The following is a 21,792-nucleotide window of genomic DNA, read 5'->3' on the forward strand; positions in this document are numbered from 1 at the left end:
ATAATTAGTGAAAATGACGTTGTCAGTCAAGCGGAATAAAAGCTGTACAGCCCTGAGTTACCGATTAGTTGATTATTGCGCAGGCTGCAATATACGACCAGGAATACCGACTAAACTTATGCCGACGAAATTAACGGATAAGTTGCTACTCGATAAGGAGTTAATTATGTTGCAAACCACAGTGCTGGCCTTAAACGGGCTCTCCTGTATGAGTTGTGCCAAACGCGTGAAAACGGCGTTAGAGAGCCGCGAGGATGTTCATCATGCAGAAGTGAATGTTCACTATGCCAAAGTGACCGGTGAAGCCGAGACTAAGGTGTTGATTGATGCGGTTCAACAAGCGGGTTATCAAGCGCAAGTTGCTCAAACACCTGATGTTGAGTTGCAGCTCTCTGGTTTGAGTTGTGGTCACTGCACCGAAACCACCCGCAAAGCACTGGAAGCGGTTCCCGGTGTGATTGCCGCAGACGTCACCCTCGAGAGCGCCAAAGTCTACGGTAAGGTTGAGGCACAAACGCTGATTGACGCGGTGGAACAGGCGGGCTATCACGCCACACTGCCTGGGGCGCAATCCCCAAAAACTGAGCCGCTGACTCACTCAGCCCCATCTCAGCCGGAATATCAGGCAGCGGCCTCTTCACCTATCCAAGCAGTAACAACTATTCCGGCAACCACCGCTACTCCAGCGGCAAGCAGCACTCCGGCCACAAATGATGCTAACAAAACAGAGATAACCCCAGCCGCCCCAGTGACAGATAGCGATAGCGTGCAGTTATTGCTTAGCGGGATGAGTTGCGCCAGCTGTGTATCCAAAGTACAACACGCGCTAGAAAATGTTGATGGGGTCGAGGTGGCGCGGGTCAATCTGGCCGAGCGCAGCGCATTGGTGACCGGAACCCCGAGTCATGACGCCTTAATTGCTGCGGTCAAGGGCGCCGGTTATGACGCCGAGATCATTGAGGATGAAACGGAGCGACGCGAGCGCCAGCAGCAGATGTCGCACGCCAGTATGAAGCGCTTCCAGTGGCAAGCAGCACTTGGCCTGCTATTGGGTATCCCATTGATGGGATGGGGGTTATTTGGCGGCAGCATGACGCTGACACCAGAAACCCAGACGCCATGGCTGATTGTCGGGGTCATTACCTTGTTGGTGATGATATTGGCGGGCGGCCATTTTTATCGTAATGCATGGGTTAGCCTGAAAAACGGCAGCGCCACTATGGATACCCTGGTGGCGTTAGGGACGGGGGCGGCGTGGCTCTACTCCATCACGGTCAATATCTGGCCAGATGTTTTCCCGATGGAAGCTCGCCACCTCTATTATGAAGCCAGTGCCATGATCATCGGCTTGATTAACCTCGGCCATGCCATGGAACAGCGGGCCAGACAGCGCTCATCCAATGCGCTAGAGCGGCTATTAGATCTGACGCCACCGACCGCGCGGGTTGTGACGGATCAGGGTGAGAGAGTGATCCCACTCGCGGATGTCCAACTGGGGATGACCTTACGCCTGACCACCGGTGACCGCGTGCCAGTTGATGGCGAGATAGTGCAGGGGGAGGTGTGGATGGATGAGGCCATGCTGACCGGTGAACCTATCCCGCAACAAAAATCAGCCGGTGATGAGGTGCACGCCGGGACTCAAGTACAGGATGGTTCGGTGCTGTTCCGCGCCAATGCCATTGGCAGCCAAACCACCCTGGCGCGCATCATCAAACTGGTCCGTCAGGCGCAAAGCAGCAAACCAGAAATCGGTAAGTTGGCGGATAGGATCTCGGCGGTGTTTGTGCCGACCGTGGTCGCGATTGCCCTGTTTGCGGGGCTGATCTGGTACTTCTTCGGCCCGCAGCCGCAGTTGGTCTACACCTTGGTGGTCGCCACTACCGTGCTGATTATCGCCTGTCCTTGCGCACTGGGGCTGGCAACACCGATGTCGATTATCTCTGGCGTCGGTCGCGCTGCCGAATTTGGTGTCCTGGTGCGTGATGCTGATGCATTACAGCAGGCCAGCAACCTCGATACCTTGGTGTTTGATAAAACCGGCACCCTGACGGAAGGGCATCCGCAAGTGGTGGCTATCCACACCTTCAACGGCGTGAGCGAACAGCAAGCGCTGGCGTGGGCGGCAGCACTGGAGGCTGGCTCCAATCACCCGCTGGCCCGGGCCATTTTGCAGCGTGCAGAAGGGGTGACACTGGCGACGGTTAACCAGTTCCGCACCTTGCGCGGTTTGGGGGTCAGTGGTGAAGTTGACGGTACTCCGCTGTTACTGGGGAACAACCGCCTGCTGGAAGAGCAGCACATTGATACCCATGAGTTGCAATCACTGATGCAGCAACAAGCTGAAAGTGGCGCGACTCCGGTCATCCTGACCGCTAATGGCAAACCGGCGGCACTGCTCTCTATTCGCGATCCACTGCGCAGTGACAGTGTCAGCGCCCTGCAACGACTGCATAAACTGGGATACAACCTGGTGATGTTAACCGGTGACAACCCAATTACTGCCAATGCTATCGCCAAAGAAGCCGGTATTGATCAGGTCATCGCCGGTGTCCTGCCCGATGGTAAAGCGCAAGCTATCAAGCAGTTACAAGCGGCTGGCCATAAAGTGGCGATGATAGGTGACGGCATCAATGATGCGCCCGCACTGGCGCAAGCCGATGTCGGCATTGCCATGGGGGGCGGCAGTGATATTGCGATTGAAACCGCCGCTATCACCCTGATGCGCCACAGTCTGCATGGGGTTGCCGATGCGGTGGAGCTTTCCAAAGCCACATTGCGCAATATGAAACAAAATCTACTGGGGGCATTTTTCTACAACGCGCTGGGAATTCCGATTGCCGCGGGTATCTTGTTCCCGTTCACCGGAACCTTGCTCAGCCCAGTGGTAGCAGGCGCGGCGATGGCATTATCATCTATCACCGTGGTCAGTAACGCTAACCGATTACTGCGCTACAAACCCAAACAGTAATCTTGCCCAAGAACCTATGGCGCACAACACTTTCTTGTGCGCCATTTAGCGTTTAGCATGTTAGGAAATGCTGATAAGGGAATAACATGGGCCAATTATTACGCCGCATAGCAACACTCCTCGGGATTAACGCGCCGACGACTTACACCTACCCCGCGCTGGATATCACCTTACCCGGTGAGCGCCACTTCCATATGGTCGGTAGTATCCATATGGGAACCGATGGCATGTTCCCCCTCCCCCATGAATTGCTGAATAAGTTGAATCAGGCCGATGCACTCATTGTCGAAGCGGATATCACCGAAGCTGCCCCCTCTTTTGCTCAGGCCCCTCTAACTGAACCCTTAGTCGATAGATTGTCTGAGGAGCACTATCAACAGCTGTTGCAGCGCTGCGAAGAGCTGGACAATGACCCGCTGTCGATGGCTTTTCTGCCCGCATGGCAAGTGGCCTTGATGCTGCAAGCTCGCCAGGCCCAACGACTAGGGTTGCGGGGCGAATATGGCATCGATTATCAATTGTTGAGAGCGGCCGCCGCGCAGGAGAAAAAGATTATTGAGCTGGAAGGCGCGCAGATGCAGCTCGATCTGTTGGCGACACTACCTGACAACGGCCTCTCTTTACTGCTTGATACCCTAACTCATTGGCACACCAATGCCCGCCTACTGCAAACCATGATTGGCTGGTGGCTGGAACATCATCCGACCACGGATCTGACAACGCTAGCCCCCACCTTTAGCCAAAACCTCTATGAGGTGCTGATGATTCAGCGCAACAAGCATTGGCAACAACAGCTAGAACAGTTACCCCCCGGGCGCTATGTGGTAGCCGTCGGCGCGTTGCATTTATATGGCGAAGGGAATTTACCGGAATTATTGAAACCGGCTATCAGTCATCAACAATAGCTGTAATCAATAACAATCATAAAAAAATGGCCGATATCACTATCGGCCAGTCAAAGAGGAATTTTCATTATTTTAGTTATTTAGCGCCCACACTCCTTGCGGATAATATGAGCAGCAGGTATAGGGTAGCAACCTGACGATTAGATTAGCAACTGACATTCATCGCCCTCGCGAAACTAATCATCATGATGCTGATTTCATTAGGTTAAATTTAACCCCATTTGCACTAATTGGGTGTAGGATAATTCACCTGAATAAATTTTCATTTTTAACTGGACGTTTATTATGACACCTGCGGTCATTTTGCTGGAAAAACAAAAAGTTCCTTTCACATTACACCCTTATCATCACGACGCGGCTGAAACCAATTTTGGTGATGAGGCGGTTAAAAAGCTGGGGCTTAATGCTGATCAGGTTTATAAAACACTGCTGGTCGCGCTAAATGGTGATGCCAAAAATCTGGCGGTGGCCGTCACACCAGTGGCGACTCAACTTGATCTGAAGAGGGTTGCGCGGGCATTGGGGGCCAAAAAAGCGGAGATGGCCGACCCACAATTGGCGCAGCGAACCACCGGATATTTAGTCGGCGGCATCAGTCCACTCGGGCAGAAAAAGCGCTTACCCACGGTGATTGATACACTGGCACAACAGTTCCCGACGATATTTGTCTCTGGCGGTAAACGTGGTCTGGATATTGAATTAGCGGCTGCGGATTTATGCCGATTATTGCAAGGCACATTTGCCGATATCGCAAAGCGGGACTAATTGATTCAGTTATTGAATCAGCCAAGGCAGGGCGCGGGTTATATGATTAAAATAGACCGGGCAATTAACCCGGCCAATATCTGAGGTAGCAGCGCCCACAGGCCATATTGACTTCAGCACACTCTCGGCAATACCTTGAAGCTATATCTATCACACAGGATAATACTTCCCATGGCTAGAGAGACCCCCTTTAAACCCATCGCCATAGCTTCCCTCTTTATGATTGCACTTACCCCGTCATTATACGCCTCAGCGGCGAGTTTTGACTGTAAGCAGGCTGCTTCTGTAGATGAAAAAACTATTTGTGCAGATCGTACGCTGAGCGAAAAGGATGTTCAAATGACCACAACATATAATTTGCTCAAAGGGCTGTTATTAATGGGCGCTCGCGGTGCCTTGCAGGATGAACAGGGCAAGTGGCTCAAAAAGCGGCAGCAGTGCGGCACAAACTCTACTTGCCTGTCGCAATTATATGACCAACGCATTGGCACTCTTATGGACGAATATAACAAAACGGCCCGAGCCATTAATACCGATTAGCAGCACTCTTGACGCCCAGTACCTCCCGGTTACACGTTGTAGACTCATTTCACGACAGAGGTAAGATCTGATGCGTCAATTATCAATCGGTGTACTGCTGGTGTCGATGCTGAGCTTTGGGGCCATGAACGTAATGGCGGCACCAACAACAGAAATTTTGTCATCATCGTCTGTCATTGCACCCACGGTTAAAGCAAAAAAAGCAGATATTCCGGCAGAAAAAAATACCCTGGAACAAAAAGTGAAAAAAACAGGCAAGAATAAAGCCAAAAAGAGAGCTATTCAGAATGCCGAGAAGTCAGTGCTACGTTCATTACGTAAGTAACCTTATACCCACCGGCGCAGGGGATATTATTAGCCCCTGTCGCCGCTACCTCTCTTCCTTACAAGTGAGACTAAAAAATGAACAAGTTAGCCATAAGCACTTTACTAGGTATGTTGCTGGGATTGGGTGGAGTAACGACGCAAGCCAGCGCAGATACATCGACAGCAATTACGCCACCTATCGCACGCGGCCCTGGCCCGGTTATCAACCCTGAAAACTCACAATACATTGAAGAGAAAAATGCCGCAGCGAAGGTAAAGGATAAGGTTAAACCGACCAATCACCACGGCAAGAAGCATCATAAGAAAAAACGGTAATCAGCCATTCTCAATACTATTACAGCTACTTATAAACAATCTCGCCTTTCGGCTGATATTGACTGGCATCCAGCGGAGAGTGCTTTTCAATATACTGTTTCAGCACTTCTGCATCGATAAAACCGGTATTGACGTAACCCGGCAGCGTATCAATTTTCGGATAGCCATCACCACCTAACGCATTGAAATTCAAGGTCGCCAGGCGATAAGTTTTATTCGGATCTAGCGGCTGACCTTTTATTTTTACATCGCTGACACCATTGCCATCGGCAACCAGACTCACATTAGCGAATTGCGCATAAGCACCTGAATCGACTTTCTTATTAGCGACCACCGCCAGATATTTCTCAACCTCACTACCTTTCATATCTGCGTAAACCAGCGTATTGCCAAATGGCTGAACCTTGAGCACATCTTTATAGGTGATATCACCGGCGTCAATTGAGTCACGGATACCGCCGCCACTCATTACAGCAAAGTCAGCGCCCGCTCTTTCCATTTGCGCAGCCAATAAAACACGCGCCAAATTGGTCTGCTCGAAGCGCACTTTACTGCGGTCGCCCTCAAGCTTGCCATTCACGCTGCCCACTTTGACATCCAGTTGCGCCTTACCCTGCTCTTCAAATGGCGTCAGCAGTTTCAACATTGATGGGTCTTCGGCAATCTCTTGCGTATAAAAGACCCGCTCGCTGGTGCCATCCGCCTTCTCAACTTTTTTCTTTAAATTGATCGGGATTAGCTGATAGCTCACCAGCTTCAGTTCGCCGTTACGGAATTTGAAATCAGCCCGACCAACGTATTTACCCCACTCATGGGCCTGAACAATCCAGGTTCCATTCTGCCGATCCGGCGCACAAGGGGTGCCGGGAACATAATCAGCTTGCTTATGGTTCTCGCTCGCCATACAGACGGGGTCCTGTGAGTGACCACCCACTATCATATCCAAATAGCCTGCCGGTAAGCTGCGGGCCATCTCGACATCACCCGGCGCATTAGATCCATGCTTGCCGTCATCATAATGCCCCATGTGGGTCGCGGCGATAATGATGTCAGGCTTTTCCGTTTTCCGCAGTTGCTCGACCACTTGCTTCGCTTCTGCCGCTGGCTGCCGGAACTCAATATCAGTGAAATACTCGGGATTACCGATCTTAGCAGTATCGTCGGTGGTTAAACCCATCACCGCAATTTTTACCCCTTGTTTATCAAACAGGGCGTAGGGCTTAAATAGCCGCTGTTGAGTGCTTTTCTGGTAGATATTGGCAGACAAGAGTGGGAAAGCAGCCCACTTCTCCTGCTGACGCAGCACACTCAGCGGGTTATCAAATTCATGGTTACCGATAGCCATCGCATCATAACCGACCAATGTCATGCCGCGGAAATCAGGTTCTGCATCTTGTAAATCAGACTCTGGAACACCGGTATTAATATCTCCGCCGGAGAGCAATAACAGGCTCCCTCCTGCTGCGGCAACTTGTTTGCGGATGCTATCTACCACTGTTTTTTGTGCCGCCAGACCATACTCGCCGTGATCGTTTTGCCAGAAGTGTCCATGGTGGTCATTGGTGTGCAGTATGGTGATATCGTAAGTTTTATCTTTTTCCCAGGCAGCAGCCCATCCCGGTGCAAACGCCAGCGACACAGCCAAGGCACATGCTGTGGTCGGTAATGAAAAACCCATGGCAAATCTCCATATTATCGTTAAAGCCAGCTCGATAAATGCCAGCTTAATCAGTGAAAATGGTGTAATGCATAGCAATAGCACGATAAATCAAGGTCATACTGTGATACGCCTCGTATTGTCATGTGGTAACGCACTGATACATTTCAGAACTTTGGAATATATATCAAATTGTGTCATATGTAGTAAAAATCATTCGATCTGCATAATATGTCTTCATTACCAATACACTATTAACAGTGAAATTATTAGGCGAATACTCACTATGACCGATCGTTCTGAGACCGTGCTTCCCCCAGCCGTTAATGCATCTGTAAAACGTACATCCTTCTCAATTCTGGGGGCGATTAGCGTATCTCACTTACTCAACGATATGATCCAGTCGTTGATTCTGGCGATCTATCCTCTATTGCAAGCCGAGTTTTCACTGAATTTTGCTCAGATAGGGCTAATCACACTGACTTACCAGCTTACGGCTTCATTATTGCAACCACTGATTGGCCTGTATACCGATAAGCATCCGCAACCTTACTCCCTGCCAATTGGCATGGGGTTCACATTGTCGGGCATATTGTTGCTCGCAGTGGCCACCACCTTCCCGGTGGTTTTACTGGCCGCCGCGCTGGTTGGCACAGGTTCATCGGTGTTCCATCCGGAGTCATCACGGGTCGCCCGCATGGCATCCGGTGGCCGTCATGGCATGGCTCAGTCGGTATTTCAGGTCGGTGGTAACTTTGGCAGCGCACTCGGCCCTTTACTGGCAGCAATCTTGATTGCACCTTATGGCAAGGGCAATGTCGGCTGGTTTTCACTCGCGGCACTGCTGGCGATTGTCGTGCTATTGCAGGTCAGTAAGTGGTATCAGCAGCAACAAAGATCCACACATGGGAAAGCCATAAAAATCTCATCGGCCAAAATGCTGCCAAAAAAGACAGTTATTAAGACCTTAGCTATCTTGATGGTGCTGATATTTTCTAAATACTTCTACTTGACCAGCATCAGCAGCTATTACACCTTCTATTTGATGCATAAGTTCGGTGTTTCGGTACAAAATGCGCAAATACACTTATTTGTATTCCTGTTCGCAGTCGCCGCTGGCACCATTATTGGCGGCCCTCTAGGAGATCGAATAGGGCGAAAATATGTTATTTGGGGCTCTATATTGGGTGTAGCACCCTTTACCCTTATTTTACCCTACGCTTCTTTGTACTGGATGGGCATTTTAACCGTGATCATCGGTGTCATCCTCGCCTCAGCCTTCTCGGCGATCCTGGTCTATGCACAAGAGCTGATTCCGGGGAAAGTGGGGATGGTATCTGGGTTATTCTTCGGTTTTGCTTTTGGTATGGGGGGTTTAGGTGCGGCAGTACTAGGGTATGTTGCTGATTTGACCAGTATTGAATTGGTTTATCAAATATGTGCATTCTTACCATTACTCGGGATATTCACTGCCTTACTGCCCAATATAGAAGATAAGTAATAGTAATAACCCTATAATCCCGACTGAGATATCTGTTTCAGCCGGGAGAGTTGCATATGCCATCATAGCAAAATCAGCAAATCCACCACAAATAACCACTTCAAACAATTTCCATGCCAAAGCTGCCTTTTATCGATAAAAAATGAATTTTTATCGCGCATTGATCGCATAAATGAAATAAACTAATGCTATTGCTGTGAAATGCTTACTGCCCTGGATCTGCCCAATAGATTGCAAAATGCAAGAAGGCGGCAAACAGGGGCCGGGTCACGAACACAGCCAACATACCCGCAACTTGAAAGATAGCGGGTATCACTAGAAGGAGTCTGGATGCACCACTCAACACCCTTAATCACCACGATCGTCGGAGGCCTTGTTCTCGCCTTCCTCTTGGGCACACTGGCTCACCGCCTGCGCATCTCACCACTAGTGGGATACCTTGCCGCAGGGGTGCTTGCCGGGCCATTCACGCCAGGTTTTGTTGCTGATACATCATTAGCACCCGAACTGGCTGAGATTGGTGTTATTTTGTTGATGTTTGGTGTCGGACTTCACTTCTCGCTTAAAGACCTCCTCGCGGTAAAATCGATCGCCATACCGGGAGCCATTGCGCAAATTGCCGTCGCGACCTTATTAGGGATGGGGCTATCTCACTTATTAGGCTGGGATTTGATGACAGGATTTGTCTTCGGTCTTTGTCTGTCAACCGCCAGTACCGTGGTATTACTGCGGGCATTGGAAGAGCGGCAACTGATTGATAGCCAACGAGGACAAATTGCCATTGGCTGGCTAATTGTTGAAGATTTGGCGATGGTGCTGACATTGGTGCTACTGCCCGCCTTTGCTGGCGTTATGGGTAACGAAACCACCAGTTTGAGCCAATTATTCACTGAGTTAGCTATTACCATCGGTAAAGTGATCGCATTCATCACATTAATGATTGTCGTCGGTCGTCGATTAGTACCATGGATACTGGCTAAAACCGCCAGTACTGGCTCGCGTGAACTATTTACACTGGCAGTACTGGTGTTAGCGCTCGGCATTGCTTACGGGGCTGTTGGGCTGTTTGATGTATCCTTCGCCCTCGGTGCATTCTTCGCCGGAATGGTATTGAATGAATCTGAGCTAAGCCATCGCGCGGCACAAGATACCTTACCACTGCGTGACGCCTTCGCGGTGCTGTTTTTCGTGTCAGTGGGTATGCTATTCGACCCAATGATCTTGCTACATGAGCCGCTAGCCGTGCTGGCGTCATTAGCTATTATCATCTTCGGTAAATCATTGATAGCTTTTGCATTAGTACGGATGTTTGGTCACTCAAAACGCACCGCACTTACCATTTCCGTCAGTCTGGCACAAATCGGGGAGTTCGCCTTTATTCTGGCAGGACTGGGGATCTCACTTGGCTTAATGTCTGACCATGGTCGTAATTTGGTACTGGCGGGGGCAATTCTCTCCATTATGCTCAACCCGCTACTGTTCACCCTGTTGGATCGCTATTTAGCCAAAAACGAAACTATGGAAGATCTGATTCTGGAAGAGGCGGTCGAAGAGGAGAAACAGATCCCTGTCGACTTGTGCAACCATGCATTATTGGTGGGTTATGGCCGGGTCGGGAGCTTATTAGGGGCAAAACTTCATGCCGAAGGAGTCCCATTGGTCGTCATCGAAAATTCTCGGCCAAGAGTGGAAGCGCTGCGTGAACAAGGTATTAATGCCGTATTAGGTAATGCTGCAAGCGCCGATATTATGTCGTTGGCGCGTCTGGATTGCGCGCGTTGGTTATTACTCACTATCCCAAATGGCTACGAAGCCGGTGAAATTGTTGCATCAGCCAGAATTAAGCGGCCCGACCTCGAGATAATTGCGCGCGCCCATTATGATGATGAAGTGGTTTATATCTCAGACCGTGGTGCGAATCAGGTTGTTATGGGGGAACGCGAAGTGGCTAACAGTATGCTGAATATGCTGAAAATAGACCGGCTTACAGAAGAAGATAAGCGTCCAGTTTGCCCCATCTAAATCTATTTCGATCATTCAGTGCGCGATAAAAATAAGCAGGGCCAGCAAATTTGCCGGCCCTGCTTTTATCTCTATTACTTCTACGGCTAATTAGCGCTCCCAGTAGGACTCTTCCAAACTATCTTCCCGCTCAGGTAAACCGCGAGTTAAACGCGGTGAATGCTGATTCAGTACCTGATAACTGACCCGGTTTGCGTATTTACACACTTGTGCCAATGAAGAATAACTGAGATAGCTACGGACATGTTTACTGGAGTTAGGAACATTATTACGGTGATAGCCATTGGCGGCAATATCATGTAGCACAGCAGATAGTGCGCCGTCCCCTGCCCCATTAGTATTCATTATTTTCTCAGGCCCGCCCATATAAGGCGCGATATGAGAATAAATACGCAATGGATTATCACAATACTCTTTGCGCATCGCCCGACTGAATTCGTACAGATTAAACTCTGCAATCGCACCAGGTAATAACGGATGTTGAGTCTGGCGCTTATTCGCCTCTTCGGTATAGCCCGCCATATAAAGCCCATTAGGGCCTGCGGTACACAGCACTAAATCAACCCAGTTCAGTGCCATATCAGAGGCCATCAAGGGATCATTTAGCCCTGTCAGCTCATAAGCCTCATCTTCATTCATTGCTAAAATAGAAACATGATCGCTAAGAAAATCACGCCACCACTGCGGATTATCTGCAATGACATATTTAGTGCCTAGCGTCATCACCACCGGAACATTATGTCTCTTCGCATAACTGATGGCCTGCATAGTGGCATCTGGCATCGGCTCACCCGATTTACAACGCACCAGATAAGCGGTGAGTACCAAAGCCGATGCCCCAGCAATCACCTCTTCAGGAATACTCGCTGGGCGTAGTTGATTCATTTGGCCGGGGCTAATCGCAAATGTCCGCTCACCATTATCAGTAATCAAAGTAAAACAGCGACCAATAGCACCATCAACCGCCTGCAAATAGTTAAGATCAGTCCGACTGGAGGTATTACACAGATAGCGATAGGCATAGCTACCAATCTTGATATTACTGCACATGGTGCCCAATAGAATGGAGCGGTCATCAGCTAACACTGAATAGTTGTGTAATGTATTACCGATAGTTCCGCCCGCAAACTCATGAGTAATTAACCCATTAAGTGTTAGCTCCTGATAAAGGCGCTCAGCAACATCATCCTCAATGACCAATGAGTGCCCCTGGCTAAGACCATAACGGGTGATAAAATCCTCATCGACCTTCGCTTCAATATCGACCAGCGTCTGATCAATGCCAACGATATAAGAGGTACTCACCTCATTTTCAGCCTGCGCCGGTTGCAATAATGGATCACGGGCATTAACAGGAAAATAGTGCTTAGATTTGCGCTTACCAGGAAATTTCATGGTCTTAGGTTACAAATATAGAAATGGGAAGATACAGAATTTTAGCACATTTAGGGAGGAGGAACAGGGAGGGATAAACCGAGCTATCAGGCTGCCAGCTCAAAATAGCAAATGACTAGATAAATTATGGTTATTAAAAAAGGCAGCAGACTTATTGTTCTACTGCCTTTTATCATTAATCTAATAAAAGTTACTCTTTCGGTAAGTTAACTAATGTATTTTGACGTTCACGCACATAATGGCGAACCAAGACAAAACCAATAGAACCGACCAAACCAACAAACCCAAATAGAATAATAATCAGAAGTCGTTTCTTAGCATCTTGCTGCACAGGATCTGATGGCTGCTGTATATAACTAAATGACTGGATATCAATAACGGCTGGTTGCAATGCATTAATTTTATCAAGATAAAGTTTTTTATTTAATAAATCAGCATTAACAGTAGTAAGGTCGGTTATAGATTTTTCAATTTCTAACTGACGATTCAAGGCATCATAGCCCAATGATATTGGGTAGTTATCATTATCTGCAGAAGTACCAAATGCATTACTAGCCGGTCTCTGCAAACCTGCGGCCTTAGCTATTGAAACAGCATATTCTAGTCGCTGAACTCTGACTTTCTGCTCGTTTTTTGCTTTTTGCAAAGCTAATTCATACTCCTCGGCAGCTATCTTCTTCGTTGTTTCTATCACTAACTTAATTTGACGATTAACATCATTATTAACTTGCTCGTTAACATAAGTAATGTAGCCAGATAACGTATCTTTCATGCCTGAATCAATGTTAGAGCTGTAATTGAGGACATAGTTATTCCTGTTCTCAAAATAACCATTAGCATTTTTATCAGTAACTAATCTTACAACCGCGACACTTCCTGTAGGCTTAATCTTTAAACTATCAAAGTAATTATTAAATAGATCCCGAGAGGAATAGTATCTCCTGAACTCTTCAAAAAAATCATCTTGATGTATATTGGCATCAACATTTAGTAGCGACAGTGAAGCATTTATAGAGTCGATAGATTGAAATTGGCGATCAGACATAAGAGTAACTGTGGCAGAGCTTACCCAATTTTTGGGGGTGAGTAATATGATGCCAATGCCAAAACAAACAAATATAAAGATAACGAAAGCAACTAACTTATATGATTTTACAATAATAGATACTAGTTCTATTAGATCTATCTCATCTTTAGTCGAAGATAAGTTACATTGCTCAAAGGAAGATAATTTCTTATTATCTAGAGATCTGCCAATCATCAATTTTTATCCATTTCTATTAAAGTAATAACTCATTAATTACTAAGGAAAAACCATTAATTATAACCATTTGGATTCATCTCTTGCCATCTCCAGGCATCCATAAGCATGTCAGATAAATTCCTTTTTGCTTTCCAGCTCAATTCTACATTCGCAAGTTCGGCACTTGCCCAGCACTCAGCTATATCACCAGGTCTACGAGAGACAATTTCAAATGGAATCGTCACCCCTGTAACACGCTCGAATTCTCTAATAATCTGCAAAACAGAATAACCTATACCAGTACCCAGATTATATACATGGAATCCAGAAGCCAAGCTATTTAAAGTGCTAAGGTGCCCTTCAGCTAAATCCATAACATGAATATAATCCCTTACACCAGAACCATCTGGTGTATCGTAGTCATTACCATACACGAGTAATTTTGATAATTTACCAATAGCGACTTGGGTAATAAATGGCAATAGGTTATTTGGTTTTCCATTCGGGTCTTCACCAATCAAACCTGAAGAATGAGCACCTACTGGATTAAAATACCGCAGCGCTGTTATCGAAAACGTAGGATGAGCTAAAGAGAAATCTTTTAGTATTTGCTCTACCATCACTTTTGAAGTGCCATATGGATTAGTCGTTCCACCAATTCGAGCATTTTCAGTCAATGGAACGAACTCAGGTTCGCCATATACTGTCGCTGAAGAGCTAAATATTAATTTCTTAACATTAGCAGCAAGCATTTCTTTAAGTAAGATAATAGAGCCTGTAACATTGTTTTGATAATACTCAATAGGTTTCTCAACAGACTCGCCTACCGATTTCAAACCCGCAAAATGGATCACTGAGTCAATTTTATGATTTAAAAAAATATACTTAAGGCAAGATTTATCAAGTACATCACCTTGATAAATCTTAGGTTCTTTACCACAAATTTTTGATACTCTAACTAAGGACTCTGGTGAAGAGTTAGCTAGATTATCAAGAATAACAACATCTCTTCCTTGTTCTAACAATGTGAGTACTGTATGGGAACCTATATAGCCTGAACCACCAGTGACTAAAATAGTCATTTCTCACCCTCGATTAATAAATTAGCACATTAAGTTCATTATAAATAGCTTAGTGCAGATTGCTTTAGTCCTATTAATTACCAAAAACAATCTTGTTGTATTCTTCTTTTTTATTATTAATATCGAATTTGTTTTTTCTATTTTTTGCAATCGAATAAAATTGTTCATAATTAGTAAAGATACTTTCTAATGCTGCAGATAGATTCGTTTCCGAATTAGCAATAAGCAAGCCATTCCCATCAATAACTTCGTTACAGCCACCAACATCACTTAATATAAGAGGCACTCCAGCTGTTGCTGCCTCTAATGCAGACATGGGCAAACCTTCACTGTCAGATGTTAGGACAAAAACATCATATTGATTAAACGCGTTAAAATTCTCTATCTCACCTAAAAAACTTATATTATTGTAATCAGCATACTTATTGAGTAAGGAGTCAGTATACTCTCCAGCTCCAACAACATCCAATTTATATTCCGGGTTATCAGCAACAACCTTACAAATCAATTCAGGTCTTTTAGGGTGAGTTAATCTACCTAAAAATAATATTTTATTTTCGCATCCCCGATCATCACGAGGTGATAAGGGTGTAATAGAATTTAGTGATGTCACTATCTTACATTTCTTTATTCCAATATCATTAATGGCTTTTATTTCATCACTTTTTGACACACACCATATTACATCGGATAAATGTGATAATATACGTTCAACATAACAAAATATAGATTTTAAAAACTTGCCATTATATAAACAAGACCAACCATGAGAAACATAAATACATCTAAATTTCATGAAAATACGAGTAAGCCGACTATATAATCCTGCATTAGCGGAACTAGCAACAACAATATTGATATTGTTTTCTTTTAGTACTTTATACATTAGATATATAGCTTTAACACTAGTCATACTTCTTAATTGAGGGATGATTACAATTTTATCACACGAAATAGATTCAGTTAACCAGCCATGTTCAGATGTTATTAATATTACCTTACAATCATTCCGAAACAGTCTCACTTGTTCCGCAACCCAACTTTGGGCTCCACCAATTTCAGACTTAGTTATTACAAATGCAACATTGTGCATTTCCACCTCTCAAACAGAATACAAATTTAATGATTAAGTCCAGAAAAAAAATAAATTATTTTTTATTCATAAACTCTTGTGAAATTGTTTTCACAACTGCATCTTTCAGAGAATAAGGAGCTGAGAAATTATAATTATTAATATTGTTAGAACTAAATTGGGTTTTTGCGCAAAACTTTTTAATTCGAATGCTACTTATTGGTAACTCTTTGCCACTAACTTTAGCCAAAATATCAAAAGCATAACCTGCGCATACCCCAATAAAATATGGCAGCCTAATTATTTTACTCTTTTTCCCAAGGCAATTATAAATGACAGTAGATAATTCATTCATTGTAAAATCGGGCTTATCTACATAATTTATTAAGTGATACCCAGCAGAAAACGAAAGAGTAAGTTCTAAAAAAGCAGCTATATTTTCGACGTAAGCCATCGACTTTTCATTTTCGCCACTACCGATCATCAAAAATTTTCCTGATGCGATCTGCTTAAATAAGTTGTAAACATTACCTCTATTACCAATCCCAAAAACAACGGTAGGGCGAATAGTAACTAATTTTTTATCTGAGTAGGAATTAAACCATGCATCATAGATCTTTTCAGCTTCTAACTTGGATTTTCCATAATGATTAAAAGGAGCATATTCTCCACTTTCATCGGTCTCTTTTTCCACAAAGCCATATACAGCAACGGAAGATGTAAAAACAATATTTTTTATACCAAGAAATTCCGCTGCCTTACAAATATTTTCAGCCCCATCAACATTGACTTTATAATAAAGGTCAATGGGTCTAACATTATCTTTATGTTCAGCGGCTAAGTTGATGATCAAATCATGTCCATCTAATACCTTAATTAGAGTATCATATTCTGTAACATCACAATATTGCCACTTATCTGGATACTTATCACTCTTAACCTTATCGAGAATTGTGAATTCGACATTTTTATTATTGAGTAATTCAGCCAAATTTGTGCCAATAAAACCTGACCCGCCAACTATTGCAATATTCATAAAATACTCACATGTTATTAATCTATCAAAATATGGGATTTAGTTACTTATTAGAAAGAAGAAGTACATAATAAATTAGAGATACTCATCTCATATAACATTTAGCTTTCGACTCATTGATACAAGCAAGCACCAATAGAGGATAGAAATATATTAATGGAGTTATATTTTGCTTATACCTTATTGCTGCGCCGGGATTAAAAACACCAAATGGATAATGAATCATTAATACAATTATCACAGCAGGGATAAATGCTATATAGAAATACTTTCTATACAATACATTTATTTCCGTAACCTTATAAAACCTATAAAATATATAGATCATTAGCGCCAAGCTAATAATCCCTTCAATAAAGAAAGGAGCATAAACAATTCTATTTAATGTTTCATAAAGTGTCGGTCCAATAATAGAGACCCAAAAACCCCACGCTATATTATAAAAATAATCTGCAACTCCCCCCCATTGTATATAATATCGATTAGCATATGCTGTATCAGACGATAAGAAGTAATTCTTAATTATAACCAACACTGCTAAAAATTTTTCGCTCCACAAATCAGCAGTTACTGCCAGTATCAATGCCAATATGATAGACATTATTGCTAATAATAAAATATAAAACCATTTTGAAAAATTCGCAAACTTAACATTACTTAATATAATAATACTGCTCGCGAGGTAAGCATATGCAATACCATAATGAGGTCGGAGTAGAATGCCAAAAAAGACACCCACCAAAAGATAGATTATTCTATTTTTTCTACCAAACTGTATGTTCACAATCCATTTTACAAAAAAAAGCAACCCAGCTATCGCTATAATTTCCTTACCTGCCACACTGGTCCAAATTTGAAAACTTGGAAGAAGAAAACATATATATAATAGCTTTTTATCTATAAAATTAAGAAGATCTTTGAATACAAAATAAAATGAAAACCCAAATATTATAGATATAAAAATATTTACTAGGAGCTTACTTGAAATTAAGCATCGTAAAAGTGAAAAAATATTATCTACAAGTTGAGTTCTATCTAAAAAATTATTTAAATCCATTGTTGCATTTAAATATCTTTCAGAGTCAGCTAAATGCGAAAAATGATTATAGACAAAAACTGCAAATAGTGTAAAAAGAATCTTTACTATAATTACTAAAATAAGTTCTTTTTTATATATCATATTACTCTCAGCGTACACTGACTTAAATCATCAAAAATAATACTCATATACAGTTCATTGCAATTATATATTGATTATTATGATTTCGTATCAATCGCCTTGATTATAAAAATGGTTGAAGTTATAAATAAAACTCAAATTTTCTTTTTTGAAGAAAATCATATATAGGTTTACCATATATTTTTTTACATATAACATTAACCATAAATAAGTATGATCGTGGAGATTTTATCATTATTTTCAAAAGAAAAGCTCTTGTCTTTTGCAAGGTATTACCATATCTAATATAGATACTCATAACTCTTCCTGCATAAGCATCCACTTTATCAGCACACTCCGGATCGATTATTTTGTTGAATGCCAATTGAGCAATTAAAAACTCAGGAATAGATAACCCTTCCATAACTGTATGAATGGACCGTTTTCTTAATCTAGCATTTGATAATACATCAGGCAAAAAAAGCAAATTAAAAGAAGATGATTGCAACCAGCAATCCATGCGATCAGGTTTTTGCCATTCAACAATACTTTCGCCTGATAATAAAATATGACAATTATTTTCTAAAGCGCAATAGACGGGAGCTAAATGTGGTGCATTAACAAAACATCCCCAATATGTGAATTTTAGAAAAGGTCGAAAAGCTTTCATGTTGAATACATTATTTGAAATAAGCAAATGGTTACTAAAATTTTTTCCAATTGAATTTAAGTATTCATCAAAAGACCTACATACAGAATCAACTCGCTTAGTTTTTAAAAGCTCAGATGAGAAATTTATAAAATCAACATCCCCCTCACCAATATATTTTTTTATTATACTTAGCGCATTTGGTTTTACACAATCATCATCGCTCAGTAGCCACATCCAATCATTCTCTACCAACTCAAAGCACTTTGCTATATTAGCGTTTGCACCAATATTTTCTTTATTCTGATGGAAGTATATTCTTGGCTCATTTTTGAAAAAGTTGATAATTTCAACATCAAAGTTTTCAGTAGCATTATCAGAAATAAATAATGTGTCTATTTTACTCATTTGTGGTAATAACTCAAAGATACGACTTTTTAGTTTTTCTATCCTATTATAGGTAGGGATAACAATTGTTATACTAATGTCTGATTTAGAATTCATTTCATAATGCCTATCTACACTGACTAGTAAATTTAAAATTATTATTTTAGGTAGGTTAATATATTGTCATTTACAATCGTAAACTACTTCAAGTAAAATTTTATTGTCCTTTTAAATCCAGAAATTACGTCATATTTCAGCCTCCATCCAAGAGATCGTAATTTAGTTGTATCTGGAACAATACGATTTATTTTGCTTAAAATATAGTTGTTGTCATTATTTGAGATTATAACTCTTGAATTATTATTACTTGATAATTTGTTCACCAAAAAAGCCAAATCACGAATATTCATTTCACATCTTTCGTTTCCAACATTATATGCTTGTCCTATATGACCACAAAGCAAAACTTTGAAAATAGCATGAACTGTATCAGATAGATAACAAAAAGCACGTATGGCTGAACCATCACTTTTCATATCTATATTTTTCCCCTGAACAGCACAGCTTACAAAATCAGCAAAGACTCGACCATCATTTAGAACCATCCCCGGCCCATATGTATGAAATATTCTTACAATTTTGCATGGAACAGAATATTACTCCCCCCATGAAATACACATTGTCTCGCCCATTCTCTTGCTTTCAGCATAACAAGCACGTAACTCACTGCAATCTAGTGAGCCAAAATCATTTTCTAAGACATATTGAATATCTTTACTTAGATTTCCATAAACTTCAGCGCTACTAAAAAAATACTCCCTCAATGCTTTGGATATTACGTCGAGCAAACTCAAGTATATTATAAGTTCCTTTTGTATTTGCTAAAAGAGTTCCTACAGGGTCTGTCTTATAGTATTTTTAGCTGGCTTGGCTAGCCGCATGCATAATGTAGTTAACTGTAGTATCTATTTTAATTTCTTATGTAACATCTTGGCAGATGAAGTTTAACCAACCAGTATTTAAAAGATGACTAAACCTCTTTTTAGCTTTTATTTAATTTCTGGCTAATGCATACACTTTAATGTTTAGATCATGGTTTTTATTTAATACGGCAATAGTTTCAACCATATAAGCAGGAATAAAGCCGCTTGCTCCTGTAATTAATATAACTTTGTTTTTTAATGTCATCAAATCTTGGCATGAGCTAATGATATTATTTACATCCTGAGAAATTATTTCTTTATTTATTATTGTCTATCATGTCACTAATTCTATCTATATATAAATGCCGCAATACACATTCCTGAAATATACTCATCAGTATACGGCACACCTAATCTCTAACACATATAAAGGCAAAAGAAGATACTATACCTATCTAATTACCTTTAATCACACCATGATTGTAATACTTACGGAATAATAAATAGCACCATGGTAATGATACGAAAATCATTATAGAACCATAGCTTGCAATAGTAGCAAATGAACTAATTTGCGAAAATATATAAATAAGTGGAAGCGCTATAAAACCAGTTGATAATGAATTCCATATCATAGGTTCTTCCTTATGACACCTCATATAAGCCGCCATTGAAAATATTGCATGATTAGCCAGAGAAATAGTAAATAGCAATACTATAACTTCAATGCTGGCAACTCTGCTCACTATATCGATACTATATGTTTTCAGTAAAAGAACGAAAATCAAGAATGAAATAGAAATCAAAAAATTCAATATTCCTGATTTCATTATTAAGGATATAAATAATTTATTCAATTCTATCTTTTTATTTTCTGCGATCAATCTAGCCATTGTTGGACTTTTGGCTGTAACCCAACTCATTGATAGAGATAACATTGCACTAAATATTGCCAATGTTAAACCTATTCTTCCTGCCTCAATTGCACCTTGATGTGCAAATAGCATTGGATTAAATAATTGAAAAATGAAATAGCCACTTAACCAGCTTAAAGCGATTCTCCATTGGAAGGGAAAAATTTCTTTATACCAAGATATCTTTTCATTAAAAATAAAATTGCCAGAACCGGGTCTAAATAATAACCTGCCATATTTCTTTAATATTAGAATTGTCGAGAATAGCGCCGCGGCTCCCGTAATAGCGGGTATAGCTATAAGTCCTAACTTACATATAAGTAATATTGAAAGAACGGAATAGCCAACTATCGATTGTATTAACCTTATCGTAGCTACTTGACCAACAAAGCCCATTCCTTCCAATACAGCTAAAAATGGACTAATAAAGAGATTTATCGAGGAAAAGAAAACTAGCAGTGCCCAGCCAGGTAACCAATCATGAACAGCCAAGCTCCCATTATGTTTAAAGAAATAAAATCCTGCAAAAAAAACGGCCACAAAGAAAGCCAATGAAATAACTGTATACCATCTCTTTAATAATGAGATAAGTGAGTAAATGCGACTGATGCTATTACTATTTCCTTCAAGGCTTCCACTATTATTAATAGTGACATGAGCCATTTCATGGCCGATAAACTGGACAACTACATAATTAAATCCGAGTTCAAAAAACACCTGCATCGCAATTAAGCTTGCAAAGGTAAAAAAATAGCCTTGTTCAGGTGCCGTCAGATAAAGTGGAATTAATACTATTAATATACCACCGGCAGCAATAGTCCATAATCTAAGTAATAAAGTAACTCCAACATGGTAATCAATTGAAGTTTTTTCTGATATTTTAGATGCTAGGGTTTGACTATTTTTCATATTATTTAAAATAAAATCAC

Annotated in this window: 20 protein-coding genes; 8 read left to right on the forward strand and 12 right to left on the reverse strand. The window is 42.1% G+C overall.

Annotated features, from left to right (window positions below; all coding sequences use genetic code 11):
* Positions 1–166: 166 nt before the first annotated feature.
* The 6 genes from copA (at position 167) to FFE93_RS15510 (ending at position 5,823) form a co-directional block, all read left to right on the forward strand.
* Positions 167–2,971, forward strand: coding sequence for a copper-exporting P-type ATPase CopA (gene copA / locus FFE93_RS15485; protein WP_138775450.1), 2,805 nt, complete (start codon positions 167–169; stop codon positions 2,969–2,971).
* An 86-nt stretch (positions 2,972–3,057) separates the two neighbouring features.
* A complete protein-coding gene (locus FFE93_RS15490; RefSeq protein ID WP_005277062.1) occupies positions 3,058–3,876 on the forward strand; it encodes a TraB/GumN family protein in 819 nt (272 codons plus the stop codon).
* 285 nt (positions 3,877–4,161) lie between these two features.
* Positions 4,162–4,641 carry a Cys-tRNA(Pro)/Cys-tRNA(Cys) deacylase YbaK gene (gene ybaK, locus FFE93_RS15495; protein ID WP_005277064.1) on the forward strand — a complete coding sequence of 160 codons (480 nt, stop codon included), beginning with the start codon at positions 4,162–4,164 and terminating at the stop codon, positions 4,639–4,641.
* A gap of 171 nt (positions 4,642–4,812) precedes the next feature.
* Entirely contained in the window at positions 4,813–5,181 is a 369-nt protein-coding gene (locus FFE93_RS15500) for a lysozyme inhibitor LprI family protein (RefSeq protein WP_390898857.1), read from the forward strand.
* A 70-nt stretch (positions 5,182–5,251) separates the two neighbouring features.
* Complete coding sequence (locus tag FFE93_RS15505) at positions 5,252–5,506, forward strand: hypothetical protein (protein ID WP_005277068.1); 255 nt, start codon at positions 5,252–5,254, stop codon at positions 5,504–5,506.
* A 77-nt stretch (positions 5,507–5,583) separates the two neighbouring features.
* Positions 5,584–5,823, forward strand: a complete 240-nt coding sequence (locus FFE93_RS15510; RefSeq protein WP_032898483.1) for a hypothetical protein — start codon at positions 5,584–5,586, stop codon at positions 5,821–5,823.
* A gap of 25 nt (positions 5,824–5,848) precedes the next feature.
* On the opposite strand, the gene ushA is transcribed toward FFE93_RS15510, so the two are convergent.
* Positions 5,849–7,501, reverse strand: a complete 1,653-nt coding sequence (gene ushA / locus FFE93_RS15515) for a bifunctional UDP-sugar hydrolase/5'-nucleotidase UshA (protein WP_138775458.1) — start codon at positions 7,499–7,501, stop codon at positions 5,849–5,851.
* Positions 7,502–7,766: 265 nt separating this feature from the next.
* On the opposite strand from ushA, the gene FFE93_RS15520 reads away from it, so the two are divergent.
* Positions 7,767–8,981 (forward strand): MFS transporter, encoded by a 1,215-nt coding sequence (locus tag FFE93_RS15520; protein WP_138775460.1) that lies wholly within the window; start codon positions 7,767–7,769, stop codon positions 8,979–8,981.
* A 330-nt stretch (positions 8,982–9,311) separates the two neighbouring features.
* Complete coding sequence (gene ybaL / locus FFE93_RS15525; RefSeq protein WP_032899000.1) at positions 9,312–11,003, forward strand: YbaL family putative K(+) efflux transporter; 1,692 nt, start codon at positions 9,312–9,314, stop codon at positions 11,001–11,003.
* Positions 11,004–11,093: 90 nt separating this feature from the next.
* On the opposite strand, the gene FFE93_RS15530 is transcribed toward ybaL, so the two are convergent.
* The 11 genes from FFE93_RS15530 to FFE93_RS15575 form a co-directional block, all read right to left on the reverse strand.
* Positions 11,094–12,398, reverse strand: a complete 1,305-nt coding sequence (locus FFE93_RS15530; protein WP_005279269.1) for an inosine/guanosine kinase — start codon at positions 12,396–12,398, stop codon at positions 11,094–11,096.
* A gap of 190 nt (positions 12,399–12,588) precedes the next feature.
* A complete protein-coding gene (locus FFE93_RS15535) occupies positions 12,589–13,659 on the reverse strand; it encodes a Wzz/FepE/Etk N-terminal domain-containing protein (RefSeq protein ID WP_032898998.1) in 1,071 nt (356 codons plus the stop codon).
* A gap of 56 nt (positions 13,660–13,715) precedes the next feature.
* A complete protein-coding gene (galE, locus tag FFE93_RS15540; RefSeq protein WP_138775462.1) occupies positions 13,716–14,723 on the reverse strand; it encodes a UDP-glucose 4-epimerase GalE in 1,008 nt (335 codons plus the stop codon).
* 73 nt (positions 14,724–14,796) lie between these two features.
* Positions 14,797–15,816, reverse strand: coding sequence for a glycosyltransferase (locus FFE93_RS15545; RefSeq protein WP_138775464.1), 1,020 nt, complete (start codon positions 15,814–15,816; stop codon positions 14,797–14,799).
* A gap of 55 nt (positions 15,817–15,871) precedes the next feature.
* Positions 15,872–16,831 carry an NAD-dependent epimerase/dehydratase family protein gene (locus tag FFE93_RS15550; protein ID WP_138775466.1) on the reverse strand — a complete coding sequence of 320 codons (960 nt, stop codon included), beginning with the start codon at positions 16,829–16,831 and terminating at the stop codon, positions 15,872–15,874.
* A gap of 85 nt (positions 16,832–16,916) precedes the next feature.
* Positions 16,917–18,011 carry a hypothetical protein gene (locus FFE93_RS15555; protein WP_138775468.1) on the reverse strand — a complete coding sequence of 365 codons (1,095 nt, stop codon included), beginning with the start codon at positions 18,009–18,011 and terminating at the stop codon, positions 16,917–16,919.
* A gap of 121 nt (positions 18,012–18,132) precedes the next feature.
* Entirely contained in the window at positions 18,133–19,143 is a 1,011-nt protein-coding gene (locus FFE93_RS15560; protein WP_005279256.1) for a glycosyltransferase family 2 protein, read from the reverse strand.
* 83 nt (positions 19,144–19,226) lie between these two features.
* Complete coding sequence (locus FFE93_RS15565; RefSeq protein WP_138775470.1) at positions 19,227–19,631, reverse strand: NAD-dependent epimerase/dehydratase family protein; 405 nt, start codon at positions 19,629–19,631, stop codon at positions 19,227–19,229.
* A 51-nt stretch (positions 19,632–19,682) separates the two neighbouring features.
* Positions 19,683–19,880, reverse strand: coding sequence for an NAD-dependent epimerase/dehydratase family protein (locus FFE93_RS21970; protein ID WP_172676378.1), 198 nt, complete (start codon positions 19,878–19,880; stop codon positions 19,683–19,685).
* A 199-nt stretch (positions 19,881–20,079) separates the two neighbouring features.
* On the reverse strand, positions 20,080–20,214 hold the full coding sequence (locus FFE93_RS21785) for a hypothetical protein (RefSeq protein ID WP_261369016.1): 135 nt from the start codon (positions 20,212–20,214) through the stop codon (positions 20,080–20,082).
* A gap of 190 nt (positions 20,215–20,404) precedes the next feature.
* Positions 20,405–21,772: a hypothetical protein gene (locus tag FFE93_RS15575; RefSeq protein ID WP_005279252.1), complete on the reverse strand. Its 1,368-nt coding sequence runs from the start codon at positions 21,770–21,772 to the stop codon at positions 20,405–20,407.
* Between the last annotated feature and the right edge of the window lie 20 nt (positions 21,773–21,792).

Source organism: Yersinia sp. KBS0713, assembly GCF_005937895.2.
Lineage (GTDB): Bacteria > Pseudomonadota > Gammaproteobacteria > Enterobacterales > Enterobacteriaceae > Yersinia > Yersinia bercovieri.